Below are 13814 nucleotides of genomic sequence, written 5' to 3'. Positions count from 1 at the left end.
CCCCGCCACGGGGAGTCCGGCCTTCGCGCTGTGCACATGTAGGGGTACGTATCTCCCCGGATGCAGGGGTACGTATCTCCCCGGATCCCCGGGCCCCGTCTCAGGACGGCCAGTAGGACCGCGCCCACGAGCGCGGGCCCGGCCGGTGGCGCACGCCGAGGGCGATGCGCGCCGGGTCCGACCAGCCCTCCGGGGTCCCCGGGCCGCTGCCCGCGGCGGCTGCCGCCGCCGTGGCCGCGGCCCGGGCCTGGACCACCGCCAGTGCGGCGGCCAGCTCCTCGGGGGTCGGATTGCCTCGTACGACCTTGATCATGGTGTTGTCCCTCCCAGCGCCTAGAGCGGGATGTTGCCGTGCTTCTTCGGGGGCAGGGATTCCCGCTTCGTCCGCAGCTGACGCAGCCCCTTCACGATCTGCGGGCGCGTGTCGGACGGCAGGATCACCCCGTCGACGTAACCGCGCTCGGCCGCGATGTACGGGTTGAGCAGCGCGTCCTCGTACTCCTGGATCAGCCGCGCCCGCTCAGCGTCCGCCGTGCCGGCCTCCTCGGCCTCGGCGATCGTGCGGCGGTGCAGGATGTTGACCGCGCCCTGTGCGCCCATGACGGCGATCTGCGCGGTCGGCCAGGCCAGGTTGAGGTCGGCGCCCAGGTGCTTGGAGCCCATGACGTCGTACGCGCCGCCGAAGGCCTTGCGGGTGATGACGGTGATCAGCGGCACGGTCGCCTCGGCGTACGCGTAGATCAGCTTCGCGCCGCGCCGGATGATGCCGCCGTACTCCTGGTCCACGCCCGGCAGGAAGCCCGGCACGTCGACGAAGGTGAGCACCGGGATGTTGAAGGCGTCGCAGGTGCGCACGAAGCGCGCGGCCTTCTCGCTCGCGTTGATGTCGAGGCAGCCGGCGAACTGCATCGGCTGGTTGGCGACCACGCCGACCGGGAAGCCCTCGACACGGCCGAAGCCGGTCAGGATGTTCGGCGCGAACAGCGACTGGGTCTCCAGGAACTCGCCGTCGTCGAGGACGTGCTCGATGACGGTGTGCATGTCGTACGGCTGGTTCGCCGAGTCCGGGATGAGCGTGTCGAGCTCGCGGTCCTCGTCCGTCGCCTCGGTCTCCGCGGTCTCCGGGAAGGCCGGCGGCTCGGAGAGGTTGTTCGAAGGAAGGTAGGACAGAAGGGACTTGACGTACTCGATCGCGTCCTTCTCGTCGCCCGCCATGTGGTGCGCGACACCCGAGGTGGTGTTGTGGGTGCGGGCGCCGCCCAGCTCCTCGAAGCCGACGTCCTCGCCGGTCACCGTCTTGATGACGTCCGGTCCCGTGATGAACATGTGCGAGGTCTGGTCCACCATCACCGTGAAGTCGGTGATCGCGGGCGAGTAGACCGCGCCGCCCGCGCACGGGCCGACGACCAGCGAGATCTGCGGGATCACACCGGAGGCGTGCGTGTTGCGGCGGAAGATCTCGCCGTACATGCCGAGCGCGCTCACGCCCTCCTGGATGCGGGCGCCGCCGGAGTCGTTGATGCCGATGACCGGGCAGCCGGTCTTCAGCGCGAAGTCCATCACCTTGATGATCTTCTGGCCGTAGACCTCGCCGAGGGCGCCGCCGAAGACGGTGAAGTCCTGCGAGAACACGGCCACCGGGCGCCCGTCGACCGTGCCGTAGCCGGTCACGACGCCGTCACCGTACGGGCGGTTCTTCTCCAGGCCGAAGTTGGTCGAGCGGTGCCGGGCCAGCTCGTCCAGCTCCACGAACGAACCTTCGTCGAGCAGCAGTGCGATCCGCTCGCGCGCGGTCAGCTTTCCCTTCGCGTGCTGCTTCTCGACCGCCCGTTCGGAACCGGCGTGCGTCGCCTCGCCGACCCGGCGCTGCAGGTCCGCGATCTTGCCCGCGGTCGTGTGAATGTCGATCTGGTCGTGCTCTGCCGGCTCGGACATCGGGATGCGGCTCCCTGCCTGGTCACGGGGGGTTCGTTGACTACGAATGGGCTACTGCTGGGCTACTGACCCGTAGCGTATCGGCGCGGATACGGTTCGGCAGTGCGGCGTTTGCCACACCTACGCTGGCTTGCATGACGTCCTCCCAAGGCTCCGCGGGACGCTGGTCCGACCTCGACCGGCCGCCGCTCAACGCGCCCGCCCTGCGCCACGCGCTCGTCCTCCCCGACGCTCTGTGGACCTCCCTCGACGTGGTCGAGTCCACCGGCTCCACCAACTCCGACCTCGCCGCCCGAGCCGACGAACTCCCCGAAGGCGCCGTGCTCGTCGCCGAGGAGCAGACCTCCGGCCGCGGCCGGCTCGACCGCAGCTGGACCGCCCCCGCCCGCTCCGGCCTCTTCTTCTCCGTGCTGCTCAAGCCGGACGTGCCCGTGCACCGCTGGGGCTGGCTGCCGCTGCTCACCGGCGTCGCCGCCGCGAGCGGCCTCGCCAAGGCCGCCGGCGCCGACCTGACCCTCAAGTGGCCCAACGACCTGCTGGTACGCGTCGAGGGCGAGGAGCGCAAGACCGGCGGCATCCTCGCCGAGCGGGCCGGCGCGGACGGCGTCGTCGTCGGCCTCGGCGTCAACGTCACCCTGCGCCCCGACGAGCTGCCCGTCCCCACCGCCGGCTCGCTCCTCCTCGGCAACGCCGTCTCCACCGACCGCGACACCCTGCTGCGGGCCGTCCTGCGCTCGCTGGAGCAGTGGTACGGGGACTGGGTGCGGGCCGCCGGAGACCCGACCGCCTCCGGCCTCCTGGCGGCGTACGAGGCCCAGTGCGCCACCCTCGGCCGCCGGGTCCGCGCCGACCTGCCGGGCGAGCGGATGCTGGAGGGCGACGCCGTCGGCGTCGACGGCGACGGGCGCCTCGTCGTCGCCACCGAGGGCGGCGGCACCGAGGCGGTCGCGGCGGGCGACATCGTCCACCTCCGCGCGGCCGACTGACCCGGGCGGGAGCGCGCGGCGCGTCCGAACCGGTCGGTCACCCCCGGTGGCGGCCGGTTCGGGCGTGAGCCAGCACACACCTGTCGTATCGTGGAGCCCGATTCGTGGGGCGCGATCGTGAAGCGCCGTCCACGCGACAGAACGGCAGGCCAGTGGGCAGGGAACGGGCAGGAGGCGGCCGGTGACCGTCGACGACGCGAGCAGCGGCGACGTGGCCGGACCAGCCGAACCCTCCGCGACGGCGGATCCCTCCGGGACGGGGTCCGGGACCCCCTCCGGGGGCTCGTCAGGGGCACCTAACCGGGCCTCGGCCGGGGGATCCTCCGGGACCTCGTCGGGGGGCGCGTCCGGGACCTCCGGCGCCGCCGGCGCCTCGTCCGCCACACCCTCCGCCGCAGACGGGTCCTCCGGCTCCTCCGGCTCCTCCGGGGCGCCCGAGTCGTCCTCGGCGTACCCCACCCCCCACCACGTCGTCGACCACACGGTCGAACCGACCGACGACCCCCTCGCGATCCGCCTGGAACAGCTCATCCTGGGCGCCGACCGCCGCTACACCCCCTTCCAGGCAGCCCGCACCGCCGGCGTCTCCATGGAGCTCGCCTCCCGCTTCTGGCGCGCCATGGGCTTCGCCGACATCGGCCAGGCCAAGGCGCTCACCGAGGCCGACGTCCTCGCGCTGCGCCGCCTCGCCGGCCTCGTCGAGGCCGGGCTGCTCAGCGAGCCGATGGCCGTCCAGGTCGCCCGGTCCACCGGGCAGACCACCGCCCGGCTGGCCGAATGGCAGATCGACTCCTTCCTGGAGGGCCTGACCGAGCCGCCCGAGCCCGGCATGACCCGCACCGAGGTCACGTACCCCCTCGTCGAACTGCTCCTGCCCGAACTGGAGGAGTTCCTGATCTACGTGTGGCGCCGCCAGCTCGCCGCCGCCACCGGCCGGGTCGTGCAGGCCGCCGACGACGAGGAGATGGTCGACCGGCGGCTCGCGGTCGGCTTCGCGGACCTCGTCGGCTTCACCCGGCTCACCCGCCGCCTGGAGGAGGAGGAGCTCGGCGAGCTCGTCGAGGCCTTCGAGACCACCTGCGCCGACCTGGTCGCCGCGCACGGCGGCCGGCTCATCAAGACCCTCGGCGACGAGGTCCTCTACGCCGCCGACGACGCCGGCACGGCCGCCGAGATCGCGCTGCGCCTCATCGAGACGCTCAGCCACGACGAGACCATGCCCGCGCTGCGCGTCGGCATCGCCTTCGGCACCGTCACGACCCGGATGGGCGACGTCTTCGGCACCACGGTCAACCTGGCCAGCCGGCTCACGTCGATAGCTCCCAAGGACGCCGTCCTGGTCGACAGCGCCCTCGCCGAGGAGCTGACCAGGACCGGAGAGGCGCCCGTCTCCGAGACGGGGGCGGCGGAGGAGGCCGCCCGCGCGGAGAAGGAGGGCGAGCGCGCCCCCACGTACCGCTTCGCGCTCCAGCCGATGTGGCAGCGCCCGGTCCGTGGACTCGGCGTCGTGGAGCCCTGGCTGCTGGGGCGCCGCCCGACCTAGGATCCCGGTGAACAGTCGTTAACCGGGAGGGTGTGCGGGATGTCGGAGCAGCGTTTTGGTGAGTTCGTCGCGGTCCGCAAGGAGGGATACGTCGCCGAGCTGGTCCTCGACCGGCCCAAGGCGATGAACGCGGTCTCCTCCGAGATGGCCCGTTCCCTCGGCGCCGCCTGCGACGCGCTCGCCGCCGATCCGTCGGTACGGGTCACCGTGCTGACCTCCTCCAACGACCGGGCCTTCTGCGTCGGCGCCGACCTCAAGGAGCGCAACTCCTTCAGCGACGCCGAGCTGGTCCGGCAGCGGCCCACCGCCCGCGCCGCCTACACCGGCGTCCTGGAGCTGCCCATGCCGACCGTCGCCGCCGTGCACGGCTTCGCCCTCGGCGGCGGCTTCGAGCTGGCGCTCGCCTGCGACGTGATCGTCGCGGACGCGACCGCCGTGGTCGGACTGCCCGAGGTCTCCGTGGGCGTCATCCCCGGCGGCGGCGGTACGCAGCTGCTGCCGCGCCGGGTGGGTGCGGCCCGCGCTGCCGAGCTGGTCTTCACGGCCCGCCGGGTCGAGGCCGCCGAGGCGCGCGAGCTGGGCCTGGTGGACCTCCTGGAGGAGGACGCCCGGACGGCGGCCCTGGAGCTCGCGGGCCGGATCGCGGCCAACTCGCCGGTCGGCCTGCGCGCCGCCAAGAAGGCCATGCGGCTCGGCCAGGGCCTGGACCTGCGGGCGGGCCTTGAGGTCGAGGACGCGGCCTGGCGCTCGGTGGCCTTCTCGGGCGACCGGGCGGAGGGCGTGGCGGCCTTCAACGAGAAGCGGAAGCCGAACTGGCCGGGGGAGTAGCGAAGGAGCCGACTCTGTATCCTTCTCGTCCCGAAATCGTCCTAATTATCACCATATGTAACTTTCCGTGACGTCTCGAAAGGGAAAACGGATCATTCCTCCCTAAGCTGGAGGAATGGGTGAGGACGTGCGGTTGCGGGCCGTGGTGGCGTTGGCTCAGGCGATGGCGGCGGCGCACACTCCGCGGGAGTTCTGGCGGGCTGCGGCGCTGGGCGCCTGTGAGGCCCTCGGCGGCAGCTTCGCCGCGCTCTCGGTCTGGGAGCGGGACCACGGGCGGCTGAAAGTCCTGGTGAACGCCGGGGAGCGGGCCTTCGGGGAGGAGGAGTTCCCGGACTCGGAGACGTATCCCGTGCACGAGTTCCCGGAGATCACCGAGTTCCTGCACGAGCAGTGGGCGGGCGGCGGGGAGCCCGACGCCTGGGTGGAGACCGCCGACGACCGGGTGCCGACCGGCCGGGTCGCCGGGCTGCGGCGGCGCGGGCGCGGCTGCTGCGTCGTCGCGCCGATCGTGCTGCACGGGCGGGCCTGGGGCGAGCTGTACGTGGCGCGCCGGGCCGGGGAGGTCCGCTTCGACCGGGACGACGCGGACTTCGCGACGGTGCTGGCGGCGGTGGTCGCGGCGGGGATCGCGCAGGCGGAGCGCCTGGAGGAGGTCCGGAAGCTGGCGTTCACGGACCCGCTGACGGGGCTCGCCAACCGGCGGGCGGTGGACACCCGCCTCGACGAGGCGATCGAGCGCTACCGGGACGACGGCTCGGTGGTGAGCCTGGTGGTCTGCGACCTCAATGGTCTGAAACGAGTCAACGACACGCACGGTCACGCGGTCGGCGACCGCCTGCTGGAACGATTCGGCTCCGTACTGTCACGGTGCGGGGCGAGGCTGTCGGGGGCGCTCGCCGCGCGGCTGGGCGGCGACGAGTTCTGTCTGGTGTCGGTCGGCCCCAGCGCCGACGAGGTCGTGGGCGTCGCCGAGGAGCTGTGCGTGCGCGCCGCCGAGCTGGAGCTGGGCGAGGGCGTCGCCTGCGGGGTCGCGTCGACCGGCGACCCGATCGGCCCCCTGAAGTCGGCCCGCCGGCTCTTCCGCCTCGCCGACGCGGCGCAGTACCAGGCGAAGGCCGCCCGCTCGGTGAAGCCCGTGGTGGCGGGCCGCGACGGCACCGTCATCCGCCTCGCCGACGCGCCCCCCGGGGCGCGCGACCGCCGCCGCTTCCGGGACGCGCCGCCGGTGTAGGCGCGGCCGCTCGCGGCGGGGGCGGGGCGGGCCACGGTCAGGCCGCCGGGTGGGTCGGGGCGGCGATCTCGCGGACCGCGGCGGCGACGGCGCGGAAGTCCTTGCGCAGGATCTTCGAGTGGTTGCTGGGCACCTTGGCGCTGACCCGGATGTTCGGCTTCCGCGCGAGGACGGGGCCGAGGTTGGCGCGGATCCGCTCCATGAGCTTCGCCTCGCCGCCGAGGTTGCCGCCGGTGGCGAGGACGTACCGGACGGGCACGGTCAGCGCGTCGAAGACCGGGTCGAGGCGGGCGGGTGCGCAGAGTTCGTTGGCCTCGATGTTGATCTCGGCGTGCTGGGCGCCGCTCATACGGGCGGCCATGCCCAGGCGGCGGGCGACGGGGAAGAGGGGGCTGAGGCGGCGGAAGAGGGTGCGGATCTGCTCGCGGTGGGCGTCGTTCAGCCACTCGTGCGGGAGGGCGCCGTCGACCGCCACGGCCGCGTGGGCGCGGTCGGGGTTCCTCGCGGCCCAGTTGAGGGCGATGAGGGCGCCGTACGACCAGCCGACGAGGATCGGGCGCTCCACACCCCGGGCGGTGAGGACCGCGTCGAGGTCGCGGAGGGTGGCTTCGAAGGAGTAGTCGGCGGCCTGCCGGGACGCGCCGCGGGCGCGCTCGTCGAAGGTGATGTGCCGGTATCCGTCGCCGAGTTCGGCGATGACGCGGCGCCAGTGCTTCTGGTCGGCGTAGCAGCCGTTGAGGTAGACGACGGGGCGGCCGGTGCCGCCGGTGTCGGTGACGGCGAGGGCGGTGTCCTCGATCGGGACGAGACCGGTCCAGGGAGCGGCGACGGTGGTGGTGGCGGTGGTGCTTTTCATGGCGGCTCCTTGGGTCTGTTCGCTGGAGAGTGGGGGGGCGTGCGGTCAGATGCTGCGTGCGGTGATGTCGCCGTACGCGGTGGTCGCCTGGATGTTCAGGCGGGCGGCGGAACCCGAGGCGTTCCGCAGCGTGTTGTGGACCCGGCCGTAACGGGTGCCGGCGTCCAGGGAGGCGGAGACCCCGGGGGCGGCGCCGACCGTGATCTCCCCGGCCTCGGTGCGCAGTTCGACCGTGCCGCGCACGGCCTCGGCGACCGTGATGTCGCCCTTCTGGGTGGTGATCTCGGCGGAGCCGCCCAGCCGGCCGACGAAGACCTCGCCGGACTGGAGGGCGAGCCGGGCGCTCGCGGTCTCGTCCAGCGTGACCAGGCCCTCGGCGGCCTCGAAGGAGACGTCGCCCAGCCGCCCGACGCCCCGGAGTTCGGCGCTCGCCGCCGTCGCCCGGAGGTGGGAGCCGGCCGGCAGCTGGACGGTCACCTCGACGGCACCCGAGCTACCGAGGACCCGGTGCGGCGCGGGCGCGGCCTCGATCCGCAGGACCCCGTCGCCGTACGCGACGGTGATCCGCTCGGCCGCCTTGACGTCCCGGCCGTTCGCGGCCTGGGCGGGCAGGACCTCGACGGTGGTGTCGGTCCGGTCGGCGGCGATGACCCGGACGCGGCCGGCGGGGATGTCGAGGACGGCGGTGATGGGGGCGGTGGTGTCGAACTTCTGCATCGTGGGCTCCTGCGTTCGTCTGTGTTTCTGACGATGGAAAAGCTACGTTGCGTTCTCTGATCTGGCAACGTATTCGTTGCGCAGAATCTATATCTCCGCAGCTCAGAGCCAAGGAATCGTTGCAACTGGAATGGATTCAATGCAACATCATTCCCTTCTGTGTTGCAATGAATGAGCCGTGAAGGCTACGCGGCGGCACGATCCCCCGACAAACATCTGCGTGACGCAGGTGACTGGGTTAGTGTCTGCGCATCACAAAGATTGCGTCACGCAGTGAATGGAGATCCGATGCCCCCCGCCACCCCCCTGACCGTCGCCGTCACCGGCGCCACCGGCGCCCAGGGCGGCGCCACCGCCCGCGCCCTGCTCGCCGCCGGCCACCATGTCCGCGCCCTCACCCGCGACCCCGCCTCGCCCGCCGCCGAGGCCCTGCGCGCCCTGGGCGCCGAACTCCGCCGCGCCGACTTCGACGATCCCGCCTCGCTCGACGCGGCCCTCGCCGGGGCGGACGCGCTCTTCGCGGTCACCACCCCGTTCGGCACCGGCACCGCGACCGAGATACGCCAGGGCAAGACGCTCGTCGACGCCGCCGCGACCGCCGGGGTCGGCCACCTGGTCCTGACCTCCGCCGCGCACGCCGACCGCGCCACCGGCGTCCCGCACTACGACAGCAAGCACGCGATCGAGCGGTACCTCCAGGCCTCGGGCGTCCCCTGGACGGTGATCGCCCCGGCCGCCTTCATGGACAACTACGCGGGCGGCTGGACCCTGGAGGGCCTGCGCGACGACACCTTCGGCTGGCCCATGCCGTCCGGGCTGCCGCTCACCCTCATCCCCGCCGCCGACATCGGCGCCTTCGCGGCGCTGGTCCTCCAGCGCCGCGAGGAGTTCGTCGGCCGCCGCGTCGACATCGCCTCCGACGAGCTCACCCCCGCCGAGATCGCCCACGCCCTCGCCGCCGCCACCGGCCGCCCGATCGCCCACCACGAGGTGCCGCTGGACGTGGTGCGCGGCCACTCCACCGACCTGGCCGCGATGTTCGCGTACTTCACGACCCACGGCCTCGCCGTGGACGTCGCCGCGCTGCGCCGCGCGTATCCGGAGGTCGGCTGGCACACGTTCGCGGAGTGGGCGGCGACGCAGGAGTGGAGCGCGCTGCTGGCCACGGAGGTGCGCGCGTGAAGCCCCTCGGCTACTGGCTGAACCGCACCGACCGCGCCCTCGCCCGCGCCGCGACCGGCATCTCCCCGGCGGAGTACCGCATCGCCGTGGACGTCCTGGAGCGCATGACCCGCAACCTGGAGGGAGTGCCCACCGGGTGACGCCCCTACAGGTGCACGCCGTCCGCCCGGCAGCTCCAGCACAAGGTCTCGTCCCCGACGGGCCGGAAGAGCGTCGCCTGCACATGGTCGCCCTCGCACTCCCGCGTCCCGGTCAGCCGGGACCGTACCGGCGGCCTGGACTCCGGTACGGGCGGCACCTCGCGCAGCAGGTAGCGGACGAGGCCGCCGGGCCGCTGTACGGGGGTTCCGGCGGCGGGCAGGCCGCGCAGGATGTGCTCGTGGACGGCGGCGGACGTGTGCCCGGCGTCCAGCCATCCGGCGGCGAGCCGCACCAACTCCTCCCGCATGCCCGGCGGGATGTGCCGCAGGGCGGGGGAGAGCAGCGGCAGCACCCCGACGAGTGCACGCGCCTCTTCGGGCACATCCGGCGCAGGGGTCGTCGCCGCCTCCGAGGCGGGCGGACGGTTGGAGGTGTTCTCCCCGTGGTCTTTTCCTGGATGACCGTCGGCGGCCCGGGCGCCCGGAGCACCGACCGCCGGAATCCGAGGACTCGGCGCCACCTGCACGGACGCCGCCGATTTTCCCAGCAGCTTGGCGGCCTGCCCCTCACTCAACGGCACGTTGGAAACGAGCTGTTGCGTCACCCACCGCCCGCCGGCCCCCTGCACCCGCCGCTCGTGGATGAACCCCTCCTCCTTCAACTGCCGCTTCGCCCGCGTGAACGCGCATGCCCCGATCCGGGCACGTTCGGCACTCCGGGACAACGACTCACGCGCACCCTCGGGCAGCGAGAGCTGCCAGGTCAGCAGCCGTACGGCATCGGAGCTGAGCCGCGGATGGCGGATGAGCTCGTGCGAGAACTGGGTGAAGCCGCGCGAGGGCGCGATAAAGTTCCGGTACATCACGGTGGAGGTCGCAATCCACTAGTGGTCTAGGCCCTCGTCGACGGGTGCAACCGTCACGGGGGCCGATTTATGACAACAGTAACGCACGGAGTGTCGCCGCTCGGGCGCTCTGAGTGAATATGCCAGAACCTCAGGGCTTCTTGATCTCTTCCGTGAGCATGCGCAGCGTGAGGCTGTGCTTTTCTGACGGAAGCGCGGCCAGGGCGGCCTGCGCGTAGGCCACTCCGCCCTCGCGGTCACCGGACCGGACCAGCATGAGTGATCCGCCGCTTTGGCGGCCATCTGGTGCCAGGGCACGGCCTTCGAACCGTCGGAACCGGGGAATGCCTTCGCGTACAGGGTCATCAGCCTAGGAACGCCGTCGCAGCGGGGAAGCGGCTCCCCGGGTAAGCGGTCGGGAAGCGCGTCCGGCTCCTGACGGGTGCTCATCTCGCTCGCACCTCGAACGGCTCGTCACCCCGGCCGAGGTGTACGCGAGCACACTCGCGGACCCCCGGGCCCGATTCATCGCCGAGCAGACGGCCCAGCACGCCCGCGCACTGCTACGTGATCAGGGCGGCGATCCTGCGACGACGCTGCGGCTGCTCGGCAAGGCGACGTACTGCCTGATGCGGTACGCCGGCTCTGTCGGCTCCTTCACGTGACGGCCGGCCTTGGCCGAGTCCGGATCGATGTTCGGCGCCCTTCTCTATGGCGCTGCCCCCCCGAGCCCCCGCCGCCCCCGCGCGGCAGACTGGAAGTCCAGCGGGAACGCCGCCGGAGCTTCTGCGGGCGATCGTCATATGCGTAAGGGTCTCGTGGCCCCAGAGCCGGTGACCCTTCCCCTAGTGACAGGTCGCTCTTCAGTCCGTAGGGTGCTGAATATGGATATGCAGACTGTCGTCCTTGGGACGTCCGGCACCACCCCGCAGGACGTCATCGACGTCGCCCGCCACGGCGCGCGCGTCGAGCTGTCATCCGAGGCCGTCCAGGCGCTCGCCGCCGCGCGGGCCACCGTGGACGCGCTCGCCGCGAAGCCCGAGCCGGTCTACGGCGTCTCCACCGGGTTCGGCGCCCTCGCCACCCGGCACATCGGGCACGAGCTGCGGGCCCAGCTGCAGCGCAACATCGTGCGCTCGCACGCCGCCGGCATGGGGCCGCGGGTCGAGCGCGAGGTCGTGCGCGCGCTGATGTTCCTGCGGCTGAAGACCGTCGCCTCCGGCCACACCGGTGTCCGCCCCGAGGTCGCGCAGACCATGGCCGACGTGCTCAACGCGGGCATCACCCCCGTCGTGCACGAGTACGGCTCCCTCGGCTGCTCCGGCGACCTCGCGCCGCTCTCGCACTGCGCGCTCGCGCTCATGGGCGAGGGCGACGCCGAAGGCCCCGACGGCGAGGTCAAGCCCGCCGGCGAGCTGCTCGCCGCCGCCGGCATCGCGCCCGTCGAGCTCAAGGAGAAGGAGGGCCTCGCCCTCCTCAACGGCACCGACGGCATGCTCGGCATGCTGATCATGGCCCTCGCCGACCTCGACACCCTCTACAAGTCGGCCGACATCACCGCGGCCCTCTCCCTGGAGGCCCTCCTCGGCACCGAGAAGGTGCTGGAGCCCGAGCTCCACGCCATCCGCCCGCACCCGGGCCAGGCCGCCTCCGCCGCCAACATGCTCGCCGTGCTCCAGGGCTCCGAGCTCACCGGCCACTTCCAGAGCGGCGAGGCCCCCCGCGTCCAGGACGCCTACTCGGTGCGCTGCGCCCCGCAGGTCGCCGGCGCCGGCCGCGACACCATGGCGCACGCCCGTCTCGTCGCCGAGCGCGAGCTGGCCGCCGCCGTCGACAACCCGGTCGTCCTGGGCAACGGCGAGGTCCGCTCCAACGGCAACTTCCACGGCGCCCCCGTCGCGTACGTCCTCGACTTCCTCGCGATCGCCGCCGCCGACCTCGGCTCCATCGCCGAGCGCCGCACCGACCGGCTCCTCGACAAGAACCGCTCGCACGGCCTGCCGGCCTTCCTCGCCGACGACGCCGGCGTCGACTCCGGCCTGATGATCGCCCAGTACACGCAGGCCGCCCTGGTCAGCGAGATGAAGCGGCTCGCCGTCCCGGCCTCCGCCGACTCCATCCCGTCCTCGGCCATGCAGGAGGACCACGTCTCCATGGGCTGGTCCGCCGCCCGCAAGCTGCGCACCGCGATCGACAACCTCAACCGGATCATCGCCGTCGAGATGTACGCCGCCACCCGCGGCATCGAGCTCCGCCACGGCCTGACCCCGGCCCCCGCCTCCGTCGCCGCCATCGAGGCGCTCCGCGCCGCCGGTGTCGCCGGTCCCGGCCCGGACCGCTTCCTCGCCCCCGACCTGGCCGCCGCCGACGCCTTCGTACGGGCCGGCGCCCTCGTCGCCGCCGTCGAGCCCGTCACCGGCCCGCTCCAGTAAGGAGCACGCGGCAAGCAGAAGGGCCGCCCCGGTCTCCGGGGCGGCCCTTCCGTGCGTACGCGGGGCCGTCAGGACGCCCGGCCGCCCCGGCGCATCGCCAAGGTCACGAAGCCCGCCCCGACGCCCAGGAAGGCCGTCCCGCCGAGGAGGTACGGCGTGGTGTCGAAGCCGCCGGTCTCCGCGAGTCTCGGCTCCCCGTCCCCGCCAGTGCCGTCGAAGCCCTCGAAGCCTTCGAAGCCGTCGGAGACGTCGGAGACGGAGGAGCGCGCGAGGCTCCCCGGAAGCTGCTCGTCCGTGGCGTTCGCCGACGGGACGAACCACAGGGCGCAGAGAAGTGTCCCCGCGGCGGTGGCGGTGAGCAGCGGGCGTCGGGCGACGGACACGGTGTGGTGATCCCCCTTGCGGAAACCGCGAATTGGCAGGTGGGCCGATGCTAATGAACACACCGGGTCGCGGGAAAGCCGAGGGCTCCCGGCGCTCTACGCTCCGGCCATGAGCACTTCCGAGACATCACGCTTTGTACGCCTTCGGGTCGACCTGGTCCTGGAGATCGACGCACCCGCCGCGCTCGCCGAGGCCGCCGTCGGCCGGATCGACGCCGACGCGTTCCTGCCCGAGGAGGAACGGACGCACGCCCGCGCCGCCGTCGCGGAGGACAGCGCCGAGGCCCTCGCCTACCTCGTCGAGCCCCTCGACCTGCTCGGCACCGTCCCCGGCGTCGAGCTGGTCCAGGCCTCCTGGAGCAGCGAGGAGATCGAATACGACCCCGATGCCATGGAGTGGGACCTCGACGAGGAAGATGGGGAGCTGGAGGACGCCGAAGGCGACGACGGCCCCGCCGACGAGGACGACCGCCGCTGAACCCGCGCACCCCGCGCACCACAGGGCCTCGGGACGGCGGCGTCCCGGGGCCCTGTGCCGTATCGATACGCGTACGAGTACGCGCATCGAGTACGAGTACGGGTAACGGGTACGCGTCCGGGAACCGGACGGCCCCGCCGACGCGTGTCGGACAGGGGCGGGCGGTGCCGGGTCGGGCAGTGGCGTTCCCCACACATCCTCCGGTGTGGAACCGGAGGGGCCCGCAGGGGTGTTTCAGTAGGAAGTCAGGGAATCGGC

At 72.7% G+C, this 13814-nt stretch carries 16 protein-coding genes; 9 read left to right on the top strand and 7 right to left on the bottom strand.

Translation table 11 applies throughout. The annotated features are described in order from the left end of the window. Positions 1 to 100: 100 nt before the first annotated feature. Positions 101 to 313: an acyl-CoA carboxylase subunit epsilon gene (locus ACZ3ZE_RS15615; RefSeq protein WP_361175874.1), complete on the bottom strand. Its 213-nt coding sequence runs from the start codon at positions 311 to 313 to the stop codon at positions 101 to 103. 20 nt (positions 314 to 333) lie between these two features. Next, positions 334 to 1935 carry an acyl-CoA carboxylase subunit beta gene (locus ACZ3ZE_RS15610; RefSeq protein ID WP_361175876.1) on the bottom strand — a complete coding sequence of 534 codons (1602 nt, stop codon included), beginning with the start codon at positions 1933 to 1935 and terminating at the stop codon, positions 334 to 336. Between the two features lie 134 nt (positions 1936 to 2069). Between ACZ3ZE_RS15610 and ACZ3ZE_RS15605 the strand changes: the two genes are divergently transcribed. The 4 genes from ACZ3ZE_RS15605 (at position 2070) to ACZ3ZE_RS15590 (ending at position 6523) form a co-directional block, all read left to right on the top strand. After that, positions 2070 to 2921, top strand: a complete 852-nt coding sequence (locus ACZ3ZE_RS15605; protein WP_361175879.1) for a biotin--[acetyl-CoA-carboxylase] ligase — start codon at positions 2070 to 2072, stop codon at positions 2919 to 2921. Between the two features lie 181 nt (positions 2922 to 3102). Further along, on the top strand, positions 3103 to 4464 hold the full coding sequence (locus ACZ3ZE_RS15600; RefSeq protein WP_467259392.1) for an adenylate/guanylate cyclase domain-containing protein: 1362 nt from the start codon (positions 3103 to 3105) through the stop codon (positions 4462 to 4464). A gap of 39 nt (positions 4465 to 4503) precedes the next feature. Next, positions 4504 to 5292 carry an enoyl-CoA hydratase/isomerase family protein gene (locus ACZ3ZE_RS15595; protein ID WP_442305456.1) on the top strand — a complete coding sequence of 263 codons (789 nt, stop codon included), beginning with the start codon at positions 4504 to 4506 and terminating at the stop codon, positions 5290 to 5292. Positions 5293 to 5407: 115 nt separating this feature from the next. Next, positions 5408 to 6523 carry a GGDEF domain-containing protein gene (locus tag ACZ3ZE_RS15590; protein ID WP_361175888.1) on the top strand — a complete coding sequence of 372 codons (1116 nt, stop codon included), beginning with the start codon at positions 5408 to 5410 and terminating at the stop codon, positions 6521 to 6523. 37 nt (positions 6524 to 6560) lie between these two features. Here the strand turns inward: ACZ3ZE_RS15590 and ACZ3ZE_RS15585 are convergent, their stop codons facing one another. After that, a complete protein-coding gene (locus tag ACZ3ZE_RS15585; protein WP_361175891.1) occupies positions 6561 to 7379 on the bottom strand; it encodes an alpha/beta fold hydrolase in 819 nt (272 codons plus the stop codon). Between the two features lie 45 nt (positions 7380 to 7424). Continuing rightward, positions 7425 to 8096 carry a DUF4097 family beta strand repeat-containing protein gene (locus ACZ3ZE_RS15580; protein WP_361175893.1) on the bottom strand — a complete coding sequence of 224 codons (672 nt, stop codon included), beginning with the start codon at positions 8094 to 8096 and terminating at the stop codon, positions 7425 to 7427. 288 nt (positions 8097 to 8384) lie between these two features. On the opposite strand from ACZ3ZE_RS15580, the gene ACZ3ZE_RS15575 reads away from it, so the two are divergent. Both ACZ3ZE_RS15575 and ACZ3ZE_RS15570 read left to right on the top strand, forming a co-directional pair. Then, positions 8385 to 9278, top strand: coding sequence for an NmrA/HSCARG family protein (locus tag ACZ3ZE_RS15575; RefSeq protein WP_361625426.1), 894 nt, complete (start codon positions 8385 to 8387; stop codon positions 9276 to 9278). Next, positions 9275 to 9418, top strand: coding sequence for a hypothetical protein (locus tag ACZ3ZE_RS15570; protein ID WP_361175899.1), 144 nt, complete (start codon positions 9275 to 9277; stop codon positions 9416 to 9418). Before ACZ3ZE_RS15575 ends, ACZ3ZE_RS15570 begins: the two co-directional genes overlap by 4 nt. A 5-nt stretch (positions 9419 to 9423) precedes the next feature. Here ACZ3ZE_RS15570 and ACZ3ZE_RS15565 read toward each other — a convergent pair whose 3' ends face one another. Next, positions 9424 to 10281, bottom strand: a complete 858-nt coding sequence (locus ACZ3ZE_RS15565) for a hypothetical protein (protein WP_467259389.1) — start codon at positions 10279 to 10281, stop codon at positions 9424 to 9426. 133 nt (positions 10282 to 10414) lie between these two features. After that, complete coding sequence (locus ACZ3ZE_RS15560) at positions 10415 to 10540, bottom strand: hypothetical protein (protein WP_467259386.1); 126 nt, start codon at positions 10538 to 10540, stop codon at positions 10415 to 10417. Positions 10541 to 10751: 211 nt separating this feature from the next. Here ACZ3ZE_RS15560 and ACZ3ZE_RS15555 point away from each other — a divergent pair, with 211 nt between their 5' ends. Together ACZ3ZE_RS15555 and hutH are read left to right on the top strand one after the other, a co-directional pair. Continuing rightward, complete coding sequence (locus tag ACZ3ZE_RS15555; protein ID WP_467259383.1) at positions 10752 to 10928, top strand: hypothetical protein; 177 nt, start codon at positions 10752 to 10754, stop codon at positions 10926 to 10928. Between the two features lie 225 nt (positions 10929 to 11153). Beyond that, positions 11154 to 12695 (top strand): histidine ammonia-lyase, encoded by a 1542-nt coding sequence (gene hutH / locus ACZ3ZE_RS15550; protein WP_361176224.1) that lies wholly within the window; start codon positions 11154 to 11156, stop codon positions 12693 to 12695. A 68-nt stretch (positions 12696 to 12763) separates the two neighbouring features. On the opposite strand, the gene ACZ3ZE_RS15545 is transcribed toward hutH, so the two are convergent. Beyond that, the gene (locus ACZ3ZE_RS15545) at positions 12764 to 13078 is read right to left on the bottom strand and encodes a hypothetical protein (RefSeq protein WP_467259380.1); all 315 of its coding nucleotides are present in this window, start codon (positions 13076 to 13078) and stop codon (positions 12764 to 12766) included. Positions 13079 to 13187: 109 nt separating this feature from the next. On the opposite strand from ACZ3ZE_RS15545, the gene ACZ3ZE_RS15540 reads away from it, so the two are divergent. Then, on the top strand, positions 13188 to 13556 hold the full coding sequence (locus ACZ3ZE_RS15540; RefSeq protein ID WP_361175914.1) for a hypothetical protein: 369 nt from the start codon (positions 13188 to 13190) through the stop codon (positions 13554 to 13556). The last annotated feature ends 258 nt before the right edge of the window (positions 13557 to 13814 follow it).

This window comes from Streptomyces sp. NPDC023157 (genome assembly GCF_055560575.1).
Note: the sequence above shows the minus strand (reverse complement) of the source record. Positions and strands in the feature narration are given on the sequence as shown.

What these genes read in the sequence shown, in the direction of transcription:
- ACZ3ZE_RS15540 (WP_361175914.1), top strand. Translation starts at nt 13,188, where the DNA reads ATGAGCACTTCCGAGACATCACGCTTTGTACGCCTTCGGGTCGACCTG.
- ACZ3ZE_RS15610 (WP_361175876.1), bottom strand. Translation starts at nt 1,935, where the DNA reads ATGTCCGAGCCGGCAGAGCACGACCAGATCGACATTCACACGACCGCG.
- ACZ3ZE_RS15595 (WP_442305456.1), top strand. Translation starts at nt 4,504, where the DNA reads ATGTCGGAGCAGCGTTTTGGTGAGTTCGTCGCGGTCCGCAAGGAGGGA.
- ACZ3ZE_RS15585 (WP_361175891.1), bottom strand. Translation starts at nt 7,379, where the DNA reads ATGAAAAGCACCACCGCCACCACCACCGTCGCCGCTCCCTGGACCGGT.
- ACZ3ZE_RS15575 (WP_361625426.1), top strand. Translation starts at nt 8,385, where the DNA reads ATGCCCCCCGCCACCCCCCTGACCGTCGCCGTCACCGGCGCCACCGGC.
- ACZ3ZE_RS15580 (WP_361175893.1), bottom strand. Translation starts at nt 8,096, where the DNA reads ATGCAGAAGTTCGACACCACCGCCCCCATCACCGCCGTCCTCGACATC.
- ACZ3ZE_RS15605 (WP_361175879.1), top strand. Translation starts at nt 2,070, where the DNA reads ATGACGTCCTCCCAAGGCTCCGCGGGACGCTGGTCCGACCTCGACCGG.
- ACZ3ZE_RS15560 (WP_467259386.1), bottom strand. Translation starts at nt 10,540, where the DNA reads ATGCTGGTCCGGTCCGGTGACCGCGAGGGCGGAGTGGCCTACGCGCAG.
- ACZ3ZE_RS15590 (WP_361175888.1), top strand. Translation starts at nt 5,408, where the DNA reads ATGGGTGAGGACGTGCGGTTGCGGGCCGTGGTGGCGTTGGCTCAGGCG.
- ACZ3ZE_RS15615 (WP_361175874.1), bottom strand. Translation starts at nt 313, where the DNA reads ATGATCAAGGTCGTACGAGGCAATCCGACCCCCGAGGAGCTGGCCGCC.
- hutH (WP_361176224.1), top strand. Translation starts at nt 11,154, where the DNA reads ATGCAGACTGTCGTCCTTGGGACGTCCGGCACCACCCCGCAGGACGTC.
- ACZ3ZE_RS15565 (WP_467259389.1), bottom strand. Translation starts at nt 10,281, where the DNA reads ATGTACCGGAACTTTATCGCGCCCTCGCGCGGCTTCACCCAGTTCTCG.